At 58.7% G+C, this 17,750-nt stretch carries 17 protein-coding genes; 2 read left to right on the top strand and 15 right to left on the bottom strand.

All coding sequences use genetic code 11. The features are described from left to right. Positions 1 to 426: 426 nt before the first annotated feature. The 14 genes from GGR28_RS19195 to GGR28_RS10005 all read right to left on the bottom strand — a co-directional run bounded on the left by GGR28_RS19195 (position 427) and on the right by GGR28_RS10005 (position 14,763). Positions 427 to 555 (bottom strand): hypothetical protein, encoded by a 129-nt coding sequence (locus tag GGR28_RS19195; protein ID WP_262890761.1) that lies wholly within the window; start codon positions 553 to 555, stop codon positions 427 to 429. Between the two features lie 6 nt (positions 556 to 561). Then, complete coding sequence (locus tag GGR28_RS10065; protein ID WP_183495655.1) at positions 562 to 1,119, bottom strand: DUF2231 domain-containing protein; 558 nt, start codon at positions 1,117 to 1,119, stop codon at positions 562 to 564. A 23-nt stretch (positions 1,120 to 1,142) separates the two neighbouring features. Beyond that, positions 1,143 to 3,761 carry a multicopper oxidase domain-containing protein gene (locus tag GGR28_RS10060; RefSeq protein WP_183495654.1) on the bottom strand — a complete coding sequence of 873 codons (2,619 nt, stop codon included), beginning with the start codon at positions 3,759 to 3,761 and terminating at the stop codon, positions 1,143 to 1,145. 65 nt (positions 3,762 to 3,826) lie between these two features. Then, the gene (locus tag GGR28_RS10055) at positions 3,827 to 4,156 is read right to left on the bottom strand and encodes a four-helix bundle copper-binding protein (protein WP_183495653.1); all 330 of its coding nucleotides are present in this window, start codon (positions 4,154 to 4,156) and stop codon (positions 3,827 to 3,829) included. Between the two features lie 17 nt (positions 4,157 to 4,173). After that, positions 4,174 to 4,626, bottom strand: a complete 453-nt coding sequence (locus GGR28_RS10050; RefSeq protein ID WP_183495652.1) for a DUF305 domain-containing protein — start codon at positions 4,624 to 4,626, stop codon at positions 4,174 to 4,176. A gap of 65 nt (positions 4,627 to 4,691) precedes the next feature. Further along, entirely contained in the window at positions 4,692 to 5,243 is a 552-nt protein-coding gene (locus tag GGR28_RS10045; protein WP_183495651.1) for a DUF3347 domain-containing protein, read from the bottom strand. Positions 5,244 to 5,324: 81 nt separating this feature from the next. Next, the gene (locus GGR28_RS10040) at positions 5,325 to 5,897 is read right to left on the bottom strand and encodes a helix-turn-helix transcriptional regulator (protein ID WP_183495650.1); all 573 of its coding nucleotides are present in this window, start codon (positions 5,895 to 5,897) and stop codon (positions 5,325 to 5,327) included. 10 nt (positions 5,898 to 5,907) lie between these two features. Then, the gene (locus tag GGR28_RS10035) at positions 5,908 to 7,677 is read right to left on the bottom strand and encodes an efflux RND transporter periplasmic adaptor subunit (protein WP_183495649.1); all 1,770 of its coding nucleotides are present in this window, start codon (positions 7,675 to 7,677) and stop codon (positions 5,908 to 5,910) included. Positions 7,678 to 7,687: 10 nt separating this feature from the next. Further along, positions 7,688 to 9,010, bottom strand: coding sequence for a TolC family protein (locus GGR28_RS10030; protein WP_183495648.1), 1,323 nt, complete (start codon positions 9,008 to 9,010; stop codon positions 7,688 to 7,690). 23 nt (positions 9,011 to 9,033) lie between these two features. Next, on the bottom strand, positions 9,034 to 12,762 hold the full coding sequence (locus GGR28_RS10025; RefSeq protein ID WP_183495647.1) for an efflux RND transporter permease subunit: 3,729 nt from the start codon (positions 12,760 to 12,762) through the stop codon (positions 9,034 to 9,036). A gap of 70 nt (positions 12,763 to 12,832) precedes the next feature. Continuing rightward, positions 12,833 to 13,246 carry an HYC_CC_PP family protein gene (locus GGR28_RS10020; protein ID WP_183495646.1) on the bottom strand — a complete coding sequence of 138 codons (414 nt, stop codon included), beginning with the start codon at positions 13,244 to 13,246 and terminating at the stop codon, positions 12,833 to 12,835. 46 nt (positions 13,247 to 13,292) lie between these two features. Beyond that, positions 13,293 to 13,625, bottom strand: a complete 333-nt coding sequence (locus tag GGR28_RS10015) for an ArsR/SmtB family transcription factor (protein WP_183495645.1) — start codon at positions 13,623 to 13,625, stop codon at positions 13,293 to 13,295. Positions 13,626 to 13,635: 10 nt separating this feature from the next. Continuing rightward, positions 13,636 to 14,115 (bottom strand): DUF6428 family protein, encoded by a 480-nt coding sequence (locus GGR28_RS10010; protein WP_183495644.1) that lies wholly within the window; start codon positions 14,113 to 14,115, stop codon positions 13,636 to 13,638. A gap of 81 nt (positions 14,116 to 14,196) precedes the next feature. Then, entirely contained in the window at positions 14,197 to 14,763 is a 567-nt protein-coding gene (locus tag GGR28_RS10005; protein WP_183495643.1) for an HD domain-containing protein, read from the bottom strand. A gap of 166 nt (positions 14,764 to 14,929) precedes the next feature. Here GGR28_RS10005 and atpD point away from each other — a divergent pair, with 166 nt between their 5' ends. Next, a complete protein-coding gene (gene atpD / locus GGR28_RS10000; protein ID WP_183495642.1) occupies positions 14,930 to 16,441 on the top strand; it encodes a F0F1 ATP synthase subunit beta in 1,512 nt (503 codons plus the stop codon). A gap of 77 nt (positions 16,442 to 16,518) precedes the next feature. Next, positions 16,519 to 16,830 carry a FoF1 ATP synthase subunit delta/epsilon gene (locus GGR28_RS09995; protein ID WP_183495641.1) on the top strand — a complete coding sequence of 104 codons (312 nt, stop codon included), beginning with the start codon at positions 16,519 to 16,521 and terminating at the stop codon, positions 16,828 to 16,830. On the opposite strand, the gene GGR28_RS09990 is transcribed toward GGR28_RS09995, so the two are convergent. Continuing rightward, positions 16,827 to 17,645, bottom strand: coding sequence for an alpha/beta fold hydrolase (locus GGR28_RS09990; protein WP_183495640.1), 819 nt, complete (start codon positions 17,643 to 17,645; stop codon positions 16,827 to 16,829). The two genes, GGR28_RS09995 and GGR28_RS09990, sit on opposite strands and share 4 nt — an antisense overlap. Between the last annotated feature and the right edge of the window lie 105 nt (positions 17,646 to 17,750).

The raw sequence follows: 17,750 nt of genomic DNA, 5'->3' as shown, positions 1-17,750 counted from the left end.
GAATAATTCCCCACGGCTCCGATCGCCCGTTCGATGATTTCGTTGGTCAGGTGGCGTGACATGGTCACCTCCGCGCGGTCGCCGGAGATGGTCACGCTTTCAACTCCACTGACCTCCTTCAGCGCTGCCCGCACCTCTTCGGCGCTTCGGTCATTATTTAGTCCCTTAATGATGTATGTATGGGTCATGGCAGTAAGGTCTATTTGGTGAAACCAAGGGGTGGACGGAGGACATCTATTGATTGGGCGGGGGCGCGGGAGCAGTGTAAATACTGAAAAAGCGGCCCTGATTTGTTGATTTGCATAAGTCCGATTTTTTCACTACAGCCGTCCAACCGCTTAGCCGTCGGACGGGGTGGGTCCGTCCGACCGCTATAGCCGTCCAACGGGGTGGGTCCGTCCGACCGCTTTAGCCGTCCAACGGGGGTCAGAGGTAGCGGATCAGGGTGAGGATGATGGCGGAGAGGATCAGGCCTCCGATAATTAAAGAGGTGATGCCGTTGAGAATTTTCTTTCCGGTGCTTCGGGGCGTATCGGTTTTGCAGCAGTCTTTCATGGTGGCTCAGTTTTCGTGGTTGGAATCTCCTTCGACGTAGTTGCCCTGTACGCCGACGCCGTGGATGTAGACCAGTGTGCCGCCGTAGTGAGCAGCGAGGCTGACGGTAACCGCGGAGCCGGCGAGGATGAGGGTGGTGACGATTTCCAGCCACCGCTTGTCTTGTAGCAGCCACATACTGATGCCCTTCAGTACGAGCGCTGCCGCGCTCAGCCACATGGTCCAGTAGGCATAGCTGTCGTGCTGTTCCAGTACTTGCTGGGCGGCCGGGGTTAGGCCCGTGGTGTGGGGATGGAAGACGACGCCCGCCATCACCGCACCCGCGACCCCGCCCGTTAGTGCAAGAAAGGTTACCCAGTCGAGCGGCTTTTTCCAGATGAACAGCGAGCCGATCTGGGTGGCCACTGCAACGATCAGCAGCATGATCGGCACGTGTACGATCAGCGGATGGAGGTTGGCGAAGTCGCTGAGGGAAGCTTCGACAACCGGCGATTCCTGCAGTTGCTGAGCGTATGTGCCGAGTGGGAACACTATGGTAAGGATGGAGACGAGCAGGTATTTCATAGCGGAAAATTGTTGGTGGCGACCTACCAGATAAATTTAATGCCCCCGCCAAGGCCGTAATCGCTATCGTAGATCCCGACCACGGCCCAGTACTGCCCGACTTGGTAACTAGTGCCAAAAGCGTACTCAGCCCGTTGCTCCATGAAGTTGTACCGCCCCATGGCGGAGGCCCGCCAGCGCGTGGTTAGGGGGATGTCTTCCCGCTCCAGTTGTAGTTCGAGGCGGCCGCGGTGATCGACCCGGAGGTCGGACCAGATCATCATGGGCAGAAAGTAACGAACACCGGCGAGGGCCAGTACCTTCGTTTCGGTGCCTAGTTTGCCGGTTTCAGCGTCCATTTCCCGTTCGCCATCTATTTCCGCACCGACGTAGGCTGAGAAAAACTGGCGGGGGTCGAGGTAGCGCATGGCTTTGCCCTCTACTTCGAAGTTGCCGTCGTAGTCGGTTTCCCCCTCTAGGCTGAATTCCTTGTTGAGGTTAAAGTAGGCTAGGTCGGCCCAGGTTCCGTTGCTTAGGGCACTTACGCTGGCCATGCCGAAGTACTTCAGGTCATCCATGGCGAAATTGTCGTAGTCGACTTTGTCCTTGATCAGGAGGTCGCTGCTGCCCTCGTAGCCGATGATCCGGGCCATGCCCGACATCATGTGGTAGAGGAGGTGACAGTGGAAGAACCAGTCCTTATCTTCCGTGGCGGCAAACTCGATAATGGTGGTTTCCATCGGTGCGACATTGACCGTATGCTTCAGGGGTGCGTGGTCGCCCTGGTTGTTGACGACCCGGAAGAAGTGACCGTGCAGGTGCATCGGGTGGCTCATCATGGTCGTATTGTGAAAAACGAAGCGAACGTTCTCTCCTTTTTCGATCATGATCTTGTCGGCTGCAGAAAGCGGCTGGTTATTGATCATCCAGACGTAGCGGAGCATGTTGCCGCCCAGGTACAGGTGGACGACGCGGACCGGGCGGTCTTCCTTGAGCACCGTGGGTTGCTCGGACCGGAGCATATTGTAATCGAAGATGGTTTCATTCGGATTGGCCTCCTTCAGTTCGTAGTAGCCGGTCAGCATCACCCCCATGGGGGCATTGGAACCCATTTGCATGCCGGTGTCCATGGTCTTGCCGTCCATTTCTTTGGCGGAGATGGTCTTTCCGGCCGGCGTGCTGTCTGACTTCATGCCGGGCATATCGTGGTTCATTTTACTGTGATCCATTTTGCTGTGGTCCATGCCGGGCATATCGTGGTCCATCTTTGGCTCTGGTACGGTGTCGTGCTTCATGCCGGGCATGTCATGGTTCATTTTGCCGTGATCCATTTTGCTGTGGTCCATGCCGGGCATGTCGTGGTCCATCTTTGGCTCTGGTACGGTGTCGTGCTTCATGTCGGGCATGTCATGGTTCATTTTGCTGTGATCCATTCCCATTTCCATTCCCATTTGCATCATGGATTCCATCTGGATGTCCTCATTGCTGGGTGCCTCTCCTATAGGATAGACTCTGGGTTCGGGGATGTCATTAGGCGCCTTGCCCATTTGCATGTCGGGCATTGCGGCCATCATGTCCTTCATTTCCTTGGTTAGGGCGAAGTAGTCGACTTTGGGCAGGGTGGGGGCGGCGTGTTCCGCGCCCTGTCCGAGCCAAACCGAGGTGTGTTTGTAGCGGTCCCAGGAGGTGGCCCGGAATTCGTAGCGCCCGTCGGTAGGTAGGGTGACCTCGATATCGTAGGTTTCGGCGGTGGCGATGAGGAGTTTGTCAACTTCTACGGGGGCTACTTCCTGTCCATCGGCCGAGACCACCGTCATCTTGCCGCCCGCGAACTGCAGCCAGAAGTGGGAGGAGGCGGAGCCGTTGATTACGCGGAGGCGTATCGTCTCTCCGGCGGTGAGGGTGGGGTAGGCGTCGGCGATTTTACCGTTGGCCAGGAAGGCGTTGTAATAGACGTCGGCGAGGTCCATGCTGGGCATGCGGTTCCATTCGAGCCAGATTTGCTTGCCGAGGTTACCGGTAGCCAGGGCGCCGCCGTAACTCTGTACTGCGGTGCGTTTGATGGCGTACCAGTCGGTGTGTCGCTTGATCTGTCGCAGTACCTCGTGGGGGTTCTGCTCGGTAAAATCGGAGAGCACCACTACTTTTTCCTTGGTGGGTATACCGGCTTTGGGCTGGATGACGATGGGGCCGTACATCCCCTTTTGCTCCTGAAATTCGGTGTGCGAGTGGTACCAGTAGGTGCCGTGCTGAATGATCGGGAAGGCGGCGACGTAGGTCGCGCCCGGTTGGATGAGCTCCGTGTTGAGCAGGGGGACGCCGTCGAATTCATTCGGCAGCAGCAGCCCGTGCCAGTGAAAGGACACCGTGCCACCCGTATAGTTGGTGACGTAGATGCGTGCGGAATCCCCTTCGGTAAATGCGAGAGTCGGGGCGGGAATCGAACCATTGGTGGCCAGAGCTGGGGTCGGGTTACCCGTGAAGTTGACCGTGGTGTCGGATACGGCGAGGTGGTAGGTTACAACCTTGCCGGTACGGGAGGTCAGCGACTGGCCGGGGATCATCTCATAGGTACTCAGCTTGCCGTCGCCGGTTTGCTGGCCCGTCAGTGCGGGGGAAAGGAGTACCAATAGCAAGGGTAGGCAAAAGTGAGTCCACTTCATGATAGATTACTTGGATAGGGGGAAGAAAAACGGGAGCCGGGCGATCCGACTCCCGTTGGGTAGGTTTAGGCGGCCATCTTGCGGCACTCCTCGGCGCACTTGCGGCAGCTTTCGGCGCAGCGCTTGCAGTGGTCGTGGTCGTGCTGCTCGCACTGTTCGGCGCAGTACTCGCATACTTTAGCGCAGAGGGCACATTGCTCCTTGCTGAACTTGCTATCGGCAGCCATCAGGCCAATGCTGGCCTCGAGGACCTCGATGCACTGGATGCAGCAGTAGGGGCAGTCGTTCATAGACTTCATGCCGGCCATCTTTGCCAGACAGACTTTGCAGTCGATCAGGCACTCTTGGCAAGCCTGGATACAGCTCTGAAATTCGGATTTAATCGATGCACTCATGGGTAAAACGGGTTTGGTTATTCTTGCTGCTCGAGGCGGTAGATCATCTTCCGCATCTCGGCGATTTCTTTTTCCTGGGCCTCAATAATTTCCTCCGCCAGTTTGATGGCCTCCGGATCCTTTAGGTGGGCCTTCTGGCTTACCATGATGGCCGAAGAGTGGTGGGGGATCATCGCTTTCATCCACTGCACGTCGCCCACAAAAGTCTGCTCCCGCAATCCGGCGTAGCAAAGAATGAAGGTGAGTACCGCGGTGCCGAGAATGGCGTAATTCAGCACCTTGTTCTTATACATCCCCCACATAAATCCCATCATTACTACCACCATCGGGGCGATCATCAGGAAGGTCATATACGTTCGGGTCGGACTCAGCATGGCGTGGTCGAATACGTCGATGTTGAGGAACATCACGATGTACATGATGACAAAGGACACGGCCATCATCAGGCCAAATTTCAGGTAGTGATTCATAGTAAGTAGGTATAATGCTGCCTCCCGGCAGCGGAAGTACGAAGCTGCCTCCGGCAGCGATTGGCTTACTGCGTAATCTCCCCCGTCACACTCCCACACTTCAGCATCTTATCTCCATAAAACGGGTTTCGCACCTCGTCCACCTCGCTGAACCAGTCAGCACCGGCCCCATCCATAGCCATCGGACAGTGCAGCTTATAGAACTTGCCCCCCGTTATTCCTTCCGTAAACAGGCTTTCGGCGGCAGTGGTAAGTTCGGCAAAAGCGATACGCTGTTCGGTAAGGTCATTGGTATCGGCGATCCGCTGCGCGATGGTCCGCAGTTCCGGACGCTCGTTTTCAAGGGTGGTAGTCATTTCGAAGGCTACTTTGCTGGCCTCTCCGGCATCGCTATTTACCAGCGCGGTACGCAGGTGCAGGTAGTTCTGGAACACTTTATCGGTAATCGGATCACCAAATTCAGTATCCGCTATTTCCGGTGCACTTTCCTGTTGCGCCTCGACCTCGGCGGGGGTGCTGAGGCCGGTTTCCGTTGCATTCTCGGTCTGGGCATTACCTCCGCAGGAGGCGAACAGGAAGGCCGGTAGGAGAAGTGAAGTGAGCAGTTTATACGTCATAACCTTGATCTTTTAGTTTAATAACAAGTGAAATTGGGGGGATGCTTTCTCATAATTTGCTAATCCTTACCAAATTATGCGCTATAGTTCATCTAATGGTACGGGCAGGTGCACCCCGCGTTCACGGAAAGCCGTGGGGGACATTCCCGTCGACTCTTTGAATGCTGCGGTGAAACGACCCAGTGTGCCGTAGTGCAGGCGGTAGGCGATGAGGGAGATTTGCTCGTCGGTATTTACGAGTAGTTGCTTTCCCCTTTCCATGCGTTGGATGCAGTAGAAGTCACCAATTGTACGGCCCTCCTCCTTAGAAAATAGGCGACTCAGGTGGCTGTAGCTCAGACCGACATCCATGGCGATCAACTGTGAGAGGGGCTGGGTGCTATCCGCCAGATCATTATAGACGTAGTCGATGATCAGTCCTTTGATGCGGCTGATCACGCCGCCCGGATCGTTGCGCACTTTAAACCCGATGGCGGACAGTTGCTGGGCAAGGACGGGCAGGAAATCCTGCTGCGTTTCCGGGGGCCAACCGGTAAAGCGGCCCAATTCGACCCGTTCGACGCGCCAGCCCAGGTTGCTTACGATCCGTTGTACGGCCATTTTGCAACGGCTGCAGACCATATTGTCGATGTAAACGGTATGCTTGGAGGTCATGACTACGGATTTACTTGCTTAGGGTATCGATGGTGGAGCCACAGGTGAGCATGGCGTCTCCGTAAAATGGATTGCGAATGGAAGATTCCTCACTGAGCCAGTTGCCGCCGGCGCCGCCGAAGGCCATGGGGCAGTGCTGGACGTACAGGGTATCGTCGGCACCGAAAGCAGTTAGCGCGTTGATGAGGGTCTGGGAGAGGAAGCCAAATTGCTTTCGCTGTTCCCCGAGTTCCTCCGCACCCGCGACCCCGCCCAAGTGAGTGTTCATGGCGTTAAGCAGCTCCATCCAGTAAAGGTGAGCGTCGTCCTTGACCTGGGTCATGTCGACTTCCGAGAGTGCCGTGCGGAGGGGGGTGAGCGAAGCGTCCGTGGCGAGTTCGGATGCGACCAGTCGGTCCTTCAGGGGCAGGTAGGCCCGGGCGACTTCACTGAGTTGTGAGCGGAAGGCCTGCGTGGCTTCGTCGGTGTAGTCCGGGAGGGCCATGGCCGTAACCTCACCCGCTTCCCGGCCCTGGATGACGACGTCGCGGTTCATCATGCTCAGCTGATTGTTGAGCTGGGCGGCGGCGTCGATGGAGAATGCCCCGTTGGTGACCACCACCTCACCGGCTTCCAAACCGGAAAGGACCCGGTAACTTCCGCCGGTGGACTCGCCGAGGGTGACTTCCCGAAACTGGTAGGTGGGAATGTCCGCGTCCGGCGTAGCGACGTAGACGACGGAGCGGTTGCCCGTCCAGAGCACCGCCGTTTTGGGTACGGTAAGGGGGGCGTCCGTGGTGGTTTTGACCGGACGGGTGCTGCCGATCGCGCCGGTGATAAACATCTCCGGTTTGAGTCGGCCCCGGGAGTTGTTGACCTCGGCCCGGATGGTGGCGGTACGGGTGGCCGGATTGATCAGCGGGTCGATAAAGGTCACCCGGGCGGTGAAGGTTTCGTCGGGCAGCGACGCCACGGAAAAGCTGACCCGGTCGCCCACCCGAATGGAATTGAGGTCACGCTCGTAGGCATCGAACAACGCCCACAGCCGGTCGAGGTTGGTCAGGGTATAGAGTGCGGCTCCGGCCTGTACATAATCGCCGACACGGGCGCGAATGTCGAGAACGGTGCCCCCCCGCTCAGCGTAGACGGGAAAATTGGAGATCACCTCGCCGGTCGTTTCTACTTCGGAAATCTGCTCTTCGGATATTTTGAAGTTGCGGAGCTTGTTGCGGGCGGCCACGGTAAGCTCGGGCGAAAGGGCCTCCAGTTTGCGGGCTTCGAGCAGCTCTTCCTGGGCGATCACCAGTTCGGGAGAGTAGATGGTCGCGATGCGCTGACCGGCGCGTACCTGTTCCCCGGGGAAGGTGACGAGCAGTCGTTCAAGGCGACCGCCGTAGTTGATGGACTGCACGGCGGCCGTACGTTCGTCGGAAGCAAGAGTGCCGGTAAGGCGAATGTCGGCCTTTGGATCAGGTATGCCGCTCCCTGTGCCCACCACGGTGGTCCTCACGCGGGCGAGGGCTACGGCGGCTTCCGTCATGGTGAGCACCGTGGGGTCGGAAGAACTGGCGGAGCCCATGGGGATCAGGTCCATCCCGCAGATGGGGCAGTCGCCGGGCTCATCGCGTTGGATCTGGGGGTGCATGGAGCAGGTCCAGGTGGTTTCGTCGTCCGACTCGAGGGAATGGTCGTGCTCGGTGTCATCAATAGGGGTTTTGTCGGAATTGCCGAACAGCAAGTAACCACCGAAGAGGCCGACGACGACCGCGAAAAGAAGGTATAGGACAGGCTGTAATTTCATGATGGTGGATTTAGCGCCGGGGCAGGTAGCGGTCGATGACGGCCGCCTGGGTGAAGAGGGTGCGTTGGGCTTCGATGGACTGGATCAGCAGGTCGACGTACTCATTCTGCAGTTGCAGCAATTCGTCGAAGGGGCGCCGGGAATTGGCGTATTCGGCACGCGCAATCGTGAGGGCGGCGGAGATGGTGGTGCGCTGTTCGTCGAGGTAGCGCAGCCGGTCGGCCGCATCCTGACGGGCAATGGCTGCTTTTTCGAGGGCGGTGGTCAACTGGGTCGTGACGGAGGTGCGGCGGGCGGCAATGGCCTGAATGCGCAGCGATTCTTCGTCGCGTTTGGCCCGGTACTTGCCCCCCGAGAGGGGAAAGCGCACCATAACCCGCGGTAGAATGGCGTCGCGGCCATTTCCGGGTGGCTCGGCGTCGGTCCGTTTTCCGGTGGCGATGTAGTCGACGCCGACCGCGATGCCCGGCCGTGCTTCCATGTAACTGAGGGAAATCGTTCGCCGGGAAACGAATTCCTGCAGGGCGAAAATGCGCACGAGGGGGTGGTCGTCGAATCGGGGCTCGGTGGGCAGGACGCGGTCGGGGGAGTCGGTCGGTAGGACTACGATACGTGGCAGTTCCTGATTGACCAACTGCTCGATATCTGACCAGGCTAGGGCCTGTTCCGCCCGTAGTTCTTCGATCTGGCGGCGGGTCGCATTGGTGCGTAGTTCGAGGCGATAAACATCTACCGAGCTGCCCCTACCATTTTCGATCCGACTGAGGGCGATGCTGCGCAGGCTGGCGTAGAGGGTCAGGCTCGTATCGAGTGCGACGATCTTGTTCTCAGCCGCGACAAGCTGGTAGTAATTGCTCTCCAACTGGAAAAGCAGGTCCAGCTGCATGGCCGCGGCTTGCTCCAGAATTGGCTGAGCCCGCGCATCGGCAAGGGCCGACATGGCGGCGAGGGTGCCGGGCCAGGGGAGCATTTGCGTCACCATCACCCGGGCGCGCTGGGGCCCGAGCCGGGTTTCTACCGGCAGGATGGAGACGCCGCCGCCGATCTCGAGGTCGGGCAACTGCCGAAGCTGGGGACTGATGGAAAGGGCGGCCCGGTAGTCGTAGGCGAGGGCCCTTAGCTCGGGGTTGTTTTCGCGGAGGAGGGTACGGAGGCTGTCGAGGGACTGGGCGGAGACGGAGGAGCTCGAGAGGATAAGCAGCAGGACGGCTGAAGCCGTCGCTACACTTAGGTAACGGACCAGCGCGGCCGGAGGCCGCGTCGTACTATCGCCCCGATAGCTATCGGGGGAGGCCGCATTGTACTGCAGAGCCGTAAATTGTAAATTACCCATGGTAAATTGTAAATTGTAAATCCTCATCCCCGTTTCATTTTTCGTTTTACCCGCCACTCCGCCCGCAGCGACCACAGCACCGGCACGGTAAACATGGTCACCACCTGGAAGAGCATGCCCCCGAAACTGGGGATCGCCATGGGTAGCATAATATCGGCCCCACGGCCGGTTGCCGTCAGTACGGGCAGGAGGGCCAGAATGGTGGTGGCGGTGGTCATCATGGCCGGTCTTACCCGGCGCAGGCCGCCCTCCACTACTGCATCGCGTACTTCCTGCACCGTAGTCGGCTCGTTGCGCTCGAAACTGTCGCGCAGGAAGGTGGCCACGAGCACCCCGTCGTCGGTGGCGATGCCGAACAGGGCCAGGAAGCCGACCCAGACCGCCACGCTGAGGTTGATGGTGCGCATCTGGAAGAGGTCGCGCAGGTTAGTGCCGAAGAAGTTGAAGTCGAGGAAGTCCGGATTGGCGTAGCCCCCCAGCAGGAGGAAGCCTCCGGAGAAGGCAACAAATACTCCGCTGAACACCATCAGCGCCACCGTCACCGACCGAAACTGGAAGTAGAGGATAAGAAAGATGAGCGCCAGGGCGATTGGTAGTACCAGCTTGAGTCGAGCGTCGGCCCGCACCTGCTGCTCGTAATTGCCCGCAAAGCGGTAGCTGATGCCAGCGGGAATCTCCAGCTGATCGGCAGCGACCAGGCTGTTCAGGTAGTTCGTGGCGTTTTCGACCACCTCTACTTCGGAGTAGCCCTCTAGCTTGTCGAAGAGGACGTAGCCAACGAGGAAGCCGTCCTCGCTCTTGATCGACTGCGGCCCCTGTTCGTAGCGAATGTCGATGAGGTCACCGAGGGGGATCTGACGGCCGTTCCCGGCGGGGACCAGGATGCGACGGATCGATTCAGGATCATTCCTCAGCTCCCGGGGATACCGGAGCCGTACGGCGTAGCGTTCGCGGCCTTCTACCGTGGTGGTCATGAGCATACCGCCCACCGTAGCCTGAATCTGCTGCTGCACGGCCGTGACCGAAAGACCGTAGCGGGCAATGGCGTCGCGCTTCACGTCCAGGAGTAGGTAAGGTTTGCCTACAATGCGGTCGGCGTACACCGCTGCGTCCTTGACGCCTTCCACTTCCCGCAGCTCGCGTTCGAGATCGAGGCCGAAGGCCTCGATCTGGCGCAGGTCGGTGCCCCGGACCTTGATCCCCATGGGGGCGCGCATACCGGTTTGCAGCATGACGAGGCGGGTTTCGATCGGCTGCAGTTTGGGGGCGGAAGTGACGCCGGGCAGGTTCACCGCGCTGATGATCTCGTTCCAGATGTCGTCGGGACTCCGGATGTGATCGCGCCACTGGCGGAAGTACTGGCCGTTGGGGTCGGGAATGAGGTTTTCGGTCGATACCCCGTCCAACGGGTATGCACCGTCCGACCGGGTCACCCAGTTGCCGTCGTCGGCGGCCCGGAAGCGCAGTCGCCGGCCGTTCTCGTCGGTGGCGTACTCGCTCTTATACTGGATCATGTTCTCGTACATGGACAGTGGTGCGGGATCGAGCGGACTGTTGACCCGGCCCGCCTTGCCGACCACCGATTCCACCTCGGGGATGGTGGTGACGGCCATATCGAGGGTGCGCAGGTTGTTCAGGTTCTCGGCTACCCCGGCGTGGGGCATGGCGGTGGGCATAAGCAAGAAGGCTCCCTCGCCCAGGGCGGGCATGAACTCCTGTCCAATGGTCCGGTAAATGCTTACCCCCGCGATCACGATGAGGGTGATCAGGAGGAGAAAGAGGAATTTCACCCGCAGGAGAAACCGCAGGATGGAGGCATAGGAGTAAATCACCAGCCAGAAAAAGCCGAGCAAGCCGCCGGCCACAACCACCACGAACAGGAAGTTGAAGGCCTGTGATTTTTCTACACCCAGCGGCAACCAGTAGCCCGCCAGCAGCCACGCGAGGGTGAGGGCGATGAGCACGTTGACGGCGGCTTGCAACCAATTGCCCCTGCTTTTCCGGACGTCCACCGCACCTGCGTCCCCGCCCCTCTGCTCCAGTACCGCCAGGGCAACGCCCAGTAAACCGGCCAGGATGGCGATGAGACCCAACCACCAGGCCACGAAGATCCAGGCCGCGATGCCGGCACCGATCAATAGGAGGTTGGAGAGAATTTTGCGCCGCTTGCCGTGACGGTCGAGTCTGAAAACCTGGTCCGCCAACGCGGGAATAAAGGCGATCGAAACGAAGATGGCCGCGATGAGGGCGAAGGTCTTGGTGAAGGCCAGCGGACGGAACAGCTTACCCTCGGCCGCCTCCATGGTGAAGACGGGCAGGAAACTGATGATGGTCGTCGCCACCGCCGTGATGACCGCCGACGCCACCTCCACCGTAGCCTCGTAGATGCTCTCCAGTCTGCTCTCGCCGGGCGGGGCGTTGTTGAGGCGGTACACCATACTCTCGGTCAGTACGATGCCCATATCGACCATGGTACCGATGGCAATGGCAATGCCGGACAGCGCGACGATGTTGGCATCCACCCCGAAGTAGCGCATGGCGATGAAGCACATAAGGACGGCCACGGGGAGGGTGCCGGCGACGAGGAGGGAAGATTTTAAATTGAAGAGGAGAAGTATGACCACGATGGCCGTGATCAAAATTTCCAGCGTGAGGGCTTCCTCCAGGGTGCCGATCGTTTCCTTGATCAGGCCGCTGCGGTCGTAAAAGGGGACGATGGTGACCTGGCTGATCGTGCCGTCCTCCAGTTCCCGGCGGGGCAGTCCGGGGGCGAGCTCGGCGATTTTGGCCTTGACGTTGTCGATGACTTCGAGCGGATTGGCACCGTAACGCGCCACTACCACGCCGCCGACGGCTTCGGCACCGGATTTATCGAGAAGCCCGCGTCGTTCGGCGGGGCCTACGTTTACACGGGCAATGTCACTGAGGCGGATCGGCACGTTGTTCACCTCGGATACGACGGCACTTTCCAGGTCCTCGAGGTTCTGTAAATAGCCGAGGCCGCGCACGAAGTACTCCGCCAGGTTGATCTCCAGGGTAGCGGCACCGACGTCGAGGTTACTACCGCGGACAGACTGCATGACCTGGTCGAGGGTAATGCCGTACACCCGCATTTTTTCCGGGTCGACGTCCACCTGGTATTCCTTTACGAAACCGCCGATGCTGGCCACTTCACTCACGCCACCGGCCGCGCTGAGGCCGTAGCGCACGTAAAAGTCCTGGGTGGAACGAAGTTCGTCGAGGTCCCAGCCGCCCACCGGGTTGCCGTCGGGGTCGCGGCCTTCGAGGGTGTACCAGTAGACCTGTCCGAGGGCGGTGGCGTCCGGGCCCAGGGTGGGCACAACGTTGTCGGGCAGTACGCCGGCGGGGAGGCTGTTGAGTTTTTCCAGGATGCGGCTGCGGGACCAGTAAAACTCGATGTCCTCCTCGAAAATCAGGTAGATGCTGGAGAAGCCGAACATGGAGTTGGAGCGCACGCTGCGCACGCCGGGGATGCCGAGCAGGGCGGAGGTGAGGGGGTAGGTCACCTGATTTTCTACGTCCTGCGGCGACTGTCCGGGCCAGCGCGTAAATACGATCTGCTGGTTCTCGCCGATGTCGGGAATGGCGTCGACGGCCACCGGGTCACGGGGCAGAAATTTAAGGTCGAAATCGAAGGGCGCGGTGGCCAGTCCCCAGCCCACAAAGGCGAGGAGCAACAGCCAGACAACCAGCTTATTCTCCAGGAAAAAACGAATAATAGTAGCTAACATGCCGGTACATTATCACAACGAGAAGAGCCCTCCGCGGGGGGCGGAAGGCATGTCGGACAAAGCGGCGGTACTAAATACGGAAGACCTGAAAGCGGCGCGGCACGTCAATTATGATCGGCGGCGGTCGGTAGTGCTGAAAGGTCTTATTCGGGCGGGCACGCAGGTGCAGCGCAAATTCGGGGAAAGCAGGCGGAGTGGGTGCGGTCAAGGCCCAGGCAATCGCGGGAAGCGCCGGTGCATCGGCGAGCTGGCGGTCGTTGTCCCACTTTACCAACTCGTACTCGTCGTCGCAGCACCCCTTTTTCTCGGGCGAGGCGTGCAGGGGGCAGACCGGCTTTTCCGCCACGGCCATTTCGCAGACATCGCTCTTACCGAAAAGGGTCAGCGACTTCATTTCTCCCATGCAGAAATGGCGACTCACCGTCACGCCGACGGAGCCGACGAGCATAAGTAAAGCCAGGAAGAGGGGGAAAATGCGAATCACGGTACGGTAGTAACGGTTAAATATACGCTTACCGTGCTCCTTAAGTTCAGCAACCGGGAAGCTGGCAGTCGGGCAGCCGAGCAAAGAAGGTATCAATCAAGCCACTGATCTCCAGCCATCGCTCCCGGTCGATACAGTACTTCACGGTGTTGCCGTCGGTGCTTCCGGCGATTAATCCGGCATCTTTTAGCTCCTTCAGGTGGCGGGATACCGTCGGTTGGGCGAGGTCGATCTCGTCCGTGAGGTCACGGCAAATACAGCAATCGGTAGCCAGCAATTTTTCAAGTATGGCGATGCGGGCCGGGTGGCCAAGCACTTTGCACAGACCGGCTAGTTCAAGCTGCGGCGCGGTGTAGGCTTCCGTTTTGGTTACTCCCATGGTCGGTCGATTAACAGCAGCCCGAGCCGGGGGCACAACTGGTGGCGGATGGTTTGGCGACAAAATTCCCCAGGGAGACCAGCTTTTTTGCCGGGGGAATCCCACAGTTGTCCTTGGCAAGGCAATCGGTTGCTTTACCGGTAAGCTGCAGGCGGTCGTCTACGATGGCCAATCCGAATTTTTGGATGGTTTCGGCTCCCTGGTACTCCACTTCGACCTCGAGGTTGCCTATTCCCAACTCACGCTGGGCCAGATCGAGGATGTGGGAAAATTTTTCCGGGGCAAGCCGGTGATCGTAATCGTTGGCGCTCCACAGTTGCAGGTTGACCACTCGCTCGTGGCGACGGGTTCCACCGCAGTCGATAAAGCGGCGCGTTACTTCACCCACTTCGGTCACGTGAAAGTGGCGGGGGACCAGGCTGCCGTCGGGTAGCACGATCGCGAGTTGTTTCGACTGGCGGAGAAAAGCGGAGAGTTCGGAGAGTAGCATACTGGTGATTTGTATGCAAATATAGCAATATTGCTATTAAGGAGCAAATTAAGGTTGCTATTTACTTCCTGCGGTCCCTGTCTAGATGCTCTTGCGGCATTCCAGGACTTCCTGTCCGTACTTCGTGAAGTACTGGTGACTTTGCAGGAAGGCGTCGTTTTGCTTGTTCCAGTCTTCGTCGGAGACTTCGATGCCGAGTTCGCGTCGCCACTCTTCGCGGAGCATTTCCTGGTAGTGGTCGTAGGTATTGAAGGAGAGGTGATAGAGGTCGGCGTCGCACATTACGGCCTCGATCTTATTGGTGGGGCGCTGCGGCATGGTGGTGACCTCTATGCACCGCAGCACGGTGTCGATTTGGTCCTGGGGATATCCCTCGGTCGTCAGCCAGTCGCGGGCGATAGCTATGCTTACTTGTTCGTGGCCGGTGTAGGTCTTGATGTGGCCGGTATCGTGAAACCAGGCGGCAAGCATAACGATTTCAAGTTCTTGCTCCGTGAGGCCCTCGGCTTTTCCGATCTTCAGGGCTCCCTGCATCACGTTGATGGTATGGTGGAGGTTGTGGAAGACCCGATCGGTCGGTAACTGCTGAATGAGCAACTCGGTCACGTAGCGTCCGGCGCGGTAGAGGATGGTCCTGCGGTGGCCCATTTGGGGAGGGGGTTAGGTGGTCTAAATGTAGCAATTATCCGATCGCGGGTACATTCGGATTGCCGTGCTTGACCGAATAGCTGCGGAATAGCTGCTTCATTTAAAAACCTTTCGTACTTTTGCGCCTCAATTGTAACCCCCTTCCACGACTAAGAAGCTCAGATAAATGGCCAACATCGGTAAAGTCAAGCAGGTAATCGGACCCGTAGTAGATGTTTCCTTCGCCGCCGAAGGCAGCTCGCTGCCCGCCATCCTCAACGCCCTCGAGATCACCCGTACCAACGGGGAAATCCTCGTACTCGAAGTGCAACAGCACCTTGGAGAAGACGCCGTACGTACCATTGCCATGGACGCTACCGACGGCCTCCAGCGCGGCCTCGACGTAGTGGATACCGGTATCCCCATCGCCATGCCGATCGGCGAGGCGATCAAGGGACGGCTGTTCAACGTGGTGGGTGAGCCGATCGACGGCATGCCCGCGGTACCCAAGGGAGCAAGCGCACGGCCCATCCACGCCGAAGCCCCCATGTTCGAAAACCTGGCCACCGACCGCGAGCCCCTCTTCACCGGCATCAAGGTCATCGACCTGATCGAGCCCTACACCAAGGGCGGTAAGATCGGTCTCTTCGGCGGTGCCGGAGTAGGCAAGACCGTACTGATTCAGGAATTGATCAACAACATCGCCAAGGGGTACGACGGTATTTCCGTATTCGCCGGGGTCGGAGAGCGCACCCGTGAGGGCAACGACCTCCTTCGCGAAATGCTCGAAGCGGGCATCATCCGCTACGGCAAAGATTTCATGCACGACATGGAAGAAGGCGGCTGGGACCTGAGCAAGGTAGACATGAAGGAACTCGAGCAATCGAAGGCCACCTTCGTCTTCGGTCAGATGAACGAGCCTCCCGGAGCCCGTGCCCGCGTAGCCCTGTCCGGACTGACCATTGCGGAGTACTACCGCGACGGCGACCTGAGCGACCCCACCGGTGGCCGCGACATCCTCTTCTTCGTCGACAACATCTTCCGCTTTACCCAGGCTGGATCGGAAGTATCCGCCCTCCTCGGCCGGATGCCCTCCGCCGTAGGTTACCAGCCCACCCTGGCTACCGAGATGGGTCTCATGCAGGAGCGCATTACCTCCACCAAGCGCGGATCGATCACCTCCGTACAGGCCGTCTACGTTCCCGCGGATGACCTTACCGACCCCGCCCCGGCTACCACCTTCGCTCACCTCGACGCCACCACGGTACTCAACCGTAAGATTGCCTCCCAGGGCATCTACCCCGCCGTGGACCCCCTCGATAGCACCAGCCGTATCCTCGATCCGGCCATCATCGGTGAAGAGCACTACAATACCGCCCAGCGCGTCATCAACATCCTGGCCCGCTACACCGAGCTACAGGACATCATCGCCATCCTCGGTCTGGACGAACTCAGCGAAGAGGATAAGCTCGTCGTCAGCCGTGCTCGCCGCGTCCAGCGCTTCCTCAGCCAGCCCTTCCACGTAGCCGAGCAGTTCACCGGACTCAAGGGCGTCTTCGTCGACATCAAGGACACCATCAAGGGCTTTAACATGATCATCGACGGCGAAGTAGACAAGTACCCCGAAGACGCCTTCAACCTGGTCGGCACCATCGAAGACGCCATCGCAAAGGGGGATAAGCAACTCGCACAGGTTTAAAAAAGTAGTACGGTAGTACGGTAGTATGATAGTACCGTACTACCGTACTACCGTACTACCACACCACACTACTACCCATGAAGATCTCCGTCCTTACCCCCGATCGCACCATCTTCAACGGCAACGTGACCAAGGTGTCCCTGCCCGGAACCGATGGGAGTTTTCAGCTGCTCGATAATCACGCTCCCCTCGTCTCCAGCCTGACCGCCGGCCGCGTAACCGTAGTGACCGGTACGGGAGAGTACAGCTTCTACAGTGAGGATACCAACGGCATGACCAAGGAAAGTACTCCAAACCGGAGCCTGACCTTCACCATCGACCGGGGCTTCGTAGAGGTACTCAACAATGAGGTAAACCTGCTCGTACAGGGAGCCCGCAACATGCGCTAGACCACCGGTGCTACCGGTTTTTTCAGAAATTTCAGCACGGCCTCGTTAAATCGCTGCACTTCCTCCAGATTGCAGAGGTGACCGCAGCCGTCCAGTACGACTAATTCCGCGTGGTGGGCTTGCTTCTGTGCAAAGCGCTGGGCTGCTTCCAGGAACACGTGGTCCTGCCCCCCCATTACGATCAGACTGGAAGTGCGCAGCTTGCGCCGGTAGAACCGCTTGACGATCGAGAAGAAGTCGCGGTACAGTCCCAACCACTTAAGAAATTCGGTGGGCGTCAGCTTCTTTGATTGCAGGCGGTAGAGCCGGCGACTGGGAGCGTGATTTTCGCGGGGCAGTACGATCATGATGAAGGTATCGTAGATCCACCGGAAGGGAACGAAGTAGCTGAGAAATTTGCCGCTGTGGGCAAACAGGCGAATCTTCCAGTCGGCCTTAAACACCCCGCCGGCCATAATCATTGATTGGATCAGGTCGGGCCGACGGTCGTACAGCCGCTGCAGCACGATGCTCCCGAGGGAGAGCGACAAAAAGTGCGCGCGGCGAATGCCTACGTGGTCGATCGTCCGCAGTACGTCGTCGGTTACGATATCGAAATCATAAGTACTGTATTCGGGCTCGAGATCCTTGCTGTAACCGTGGTCGCGCATATCGATCAGCAGCAGGTTGAAGAAGGGTTTGAAGGCCTTTACCTGATGTTTCCAGGTGATGGAGCTGCCCCCCGCGCCGTGGATAAAGATCATCCAGTCGAAGGCGTCGTCCTGTCGGTATATCGTGTGGTGAAGAATGCCCGAGGCCAGCCTTTCTTGCTTCATGGGTCTACAACGTACACCAACCATTAAGGGTTTGTAAGCAAACGGGCGAAAAACGGACCACAACATTAAACCTAGATTAAATCGTTCATAGTAAGCGCGCCGTGT

Source organism: Neolewinella aquimaris (assembly GCF_014197245.1).
Taxonomy (GTDB): Bacteria; Bacteroidota; Bacteroidia; order Chitinophagales; family Saprospiraceae; genus Neolewinella; species Neolewinella aquimaris.
The sequence above is the reverse complement of the archived record's forward strand: the minus strand, read 5'-3'. Positions and strand labels throughout refer to the sequence as shown.

Coding starts and splice junctions, on each gene's coding strand:
- GGR28_RS19195 (WP_262890761.1), bottom strand. CDS start 555: ATGAAAGACTGCTGCAAAACCGATACGCCCCGAAGCACCGGAAAGAAA.
- GGR28_RS10065 (WP_183495655.1), bottom strand. CDS start 1,119: ATGAAATACCTGCTCGTCTCCATCCTTACCATAGTGTTCCCACTCGGC.
- GGR28_RS10060 (WP_183495654.1), bottom strand. CDS start 3,761: ATGAAGTGGACTCACTTTTGCCTACCCTTGCTATTGGTACTCCTTTCC.
- GGR28_RS10055 (WP_183495653.1), bottom strand. CDS start 4,156: ATGAGTGCATCGATTAAATCCGAATTTCAGAGCTGTATCCAGGCTTGC.
- GGR28_RS10050 (WP_183495652.1), bottom strand. CDS start 4,626: ATGAATCACTACCTGAAATTTGGCCTGATGATGGCCGTGTCCTTTGTC.
- GGR28_RS10045 (WP_183495651.1), bottom strand. CDS start 5,243: ATGACGTATAAACTGCTCACTTCACTTCTCCTACCGGCCTTCCTGTTC.
- GGR28_RS10040 (WP_183495650.1), bottom strand. CDS start 5,897: ATGACCTCCAAGCATACCGTTTACATCGACAATATGGTCTGCAGCCGT.
- GGR28_RS10035 (WP_183495649.1), bottom strand. CDS start 7,677: ATGAAATTACAGCCTGTCCTATACCTTCTTTTCGCGGTCGTCGTCGGC.
- GGR28_RS10030 (WP_183495648.1), bottom strand. CDS start 9,010: ATGGGTAATTTACAATTTACGGCTCTGCAGTACAATGCGGCCTCCCCC.
- GGR28_RS10025 (WP_183495647.1), bottom strand. CDS start 12,762: ATGTTAGCTACTATTATTCGTTTTTTCCTGGAGAATAAGCTGGTTGTC.
- GGR28_RS10015 (WP_183495645.1), bottom strand. CDS start 13,625: ATGGGAGTAACCAAAACGGAAGCCTACACCGCGCCGCAGCTTGAACTA.
- GGR28_RS10010 (WP_183495644.1), bottom strand. CDS start 14,115: ATGCTACTCTCCGAACTCTCCGCTTTTCTCCGCCAGTCGAAACAACTC.
- GGR28_RS10005 (WP_183495643.1), bottom strand. CDS start 14,763: ATGGGCCACCGCAGGACCATCCTCTACCGCGCCGGACGCTACGTGACC.
- atpD (WP_183495642.1), top strand. CDS start 14,930: ATGGCCAACATCGGTAAAGTCAAGCAGGTAATCGGACCCGTAGTAGAT.
- GGR28_RS09995 (WP_183495641.1), top strand. CDS start 16,519: ATGAAGATCTCCGTCCTTACCCCCGATCGCACCATCTTCAACGGCAAC.
- GGR28_RS09990 (WP_183495640.1), bottom strand. CDS start 17,645: ATGAAGCAAGAAAGGCTGGCCTCGGGCATTCTTCACCACACGATATAC.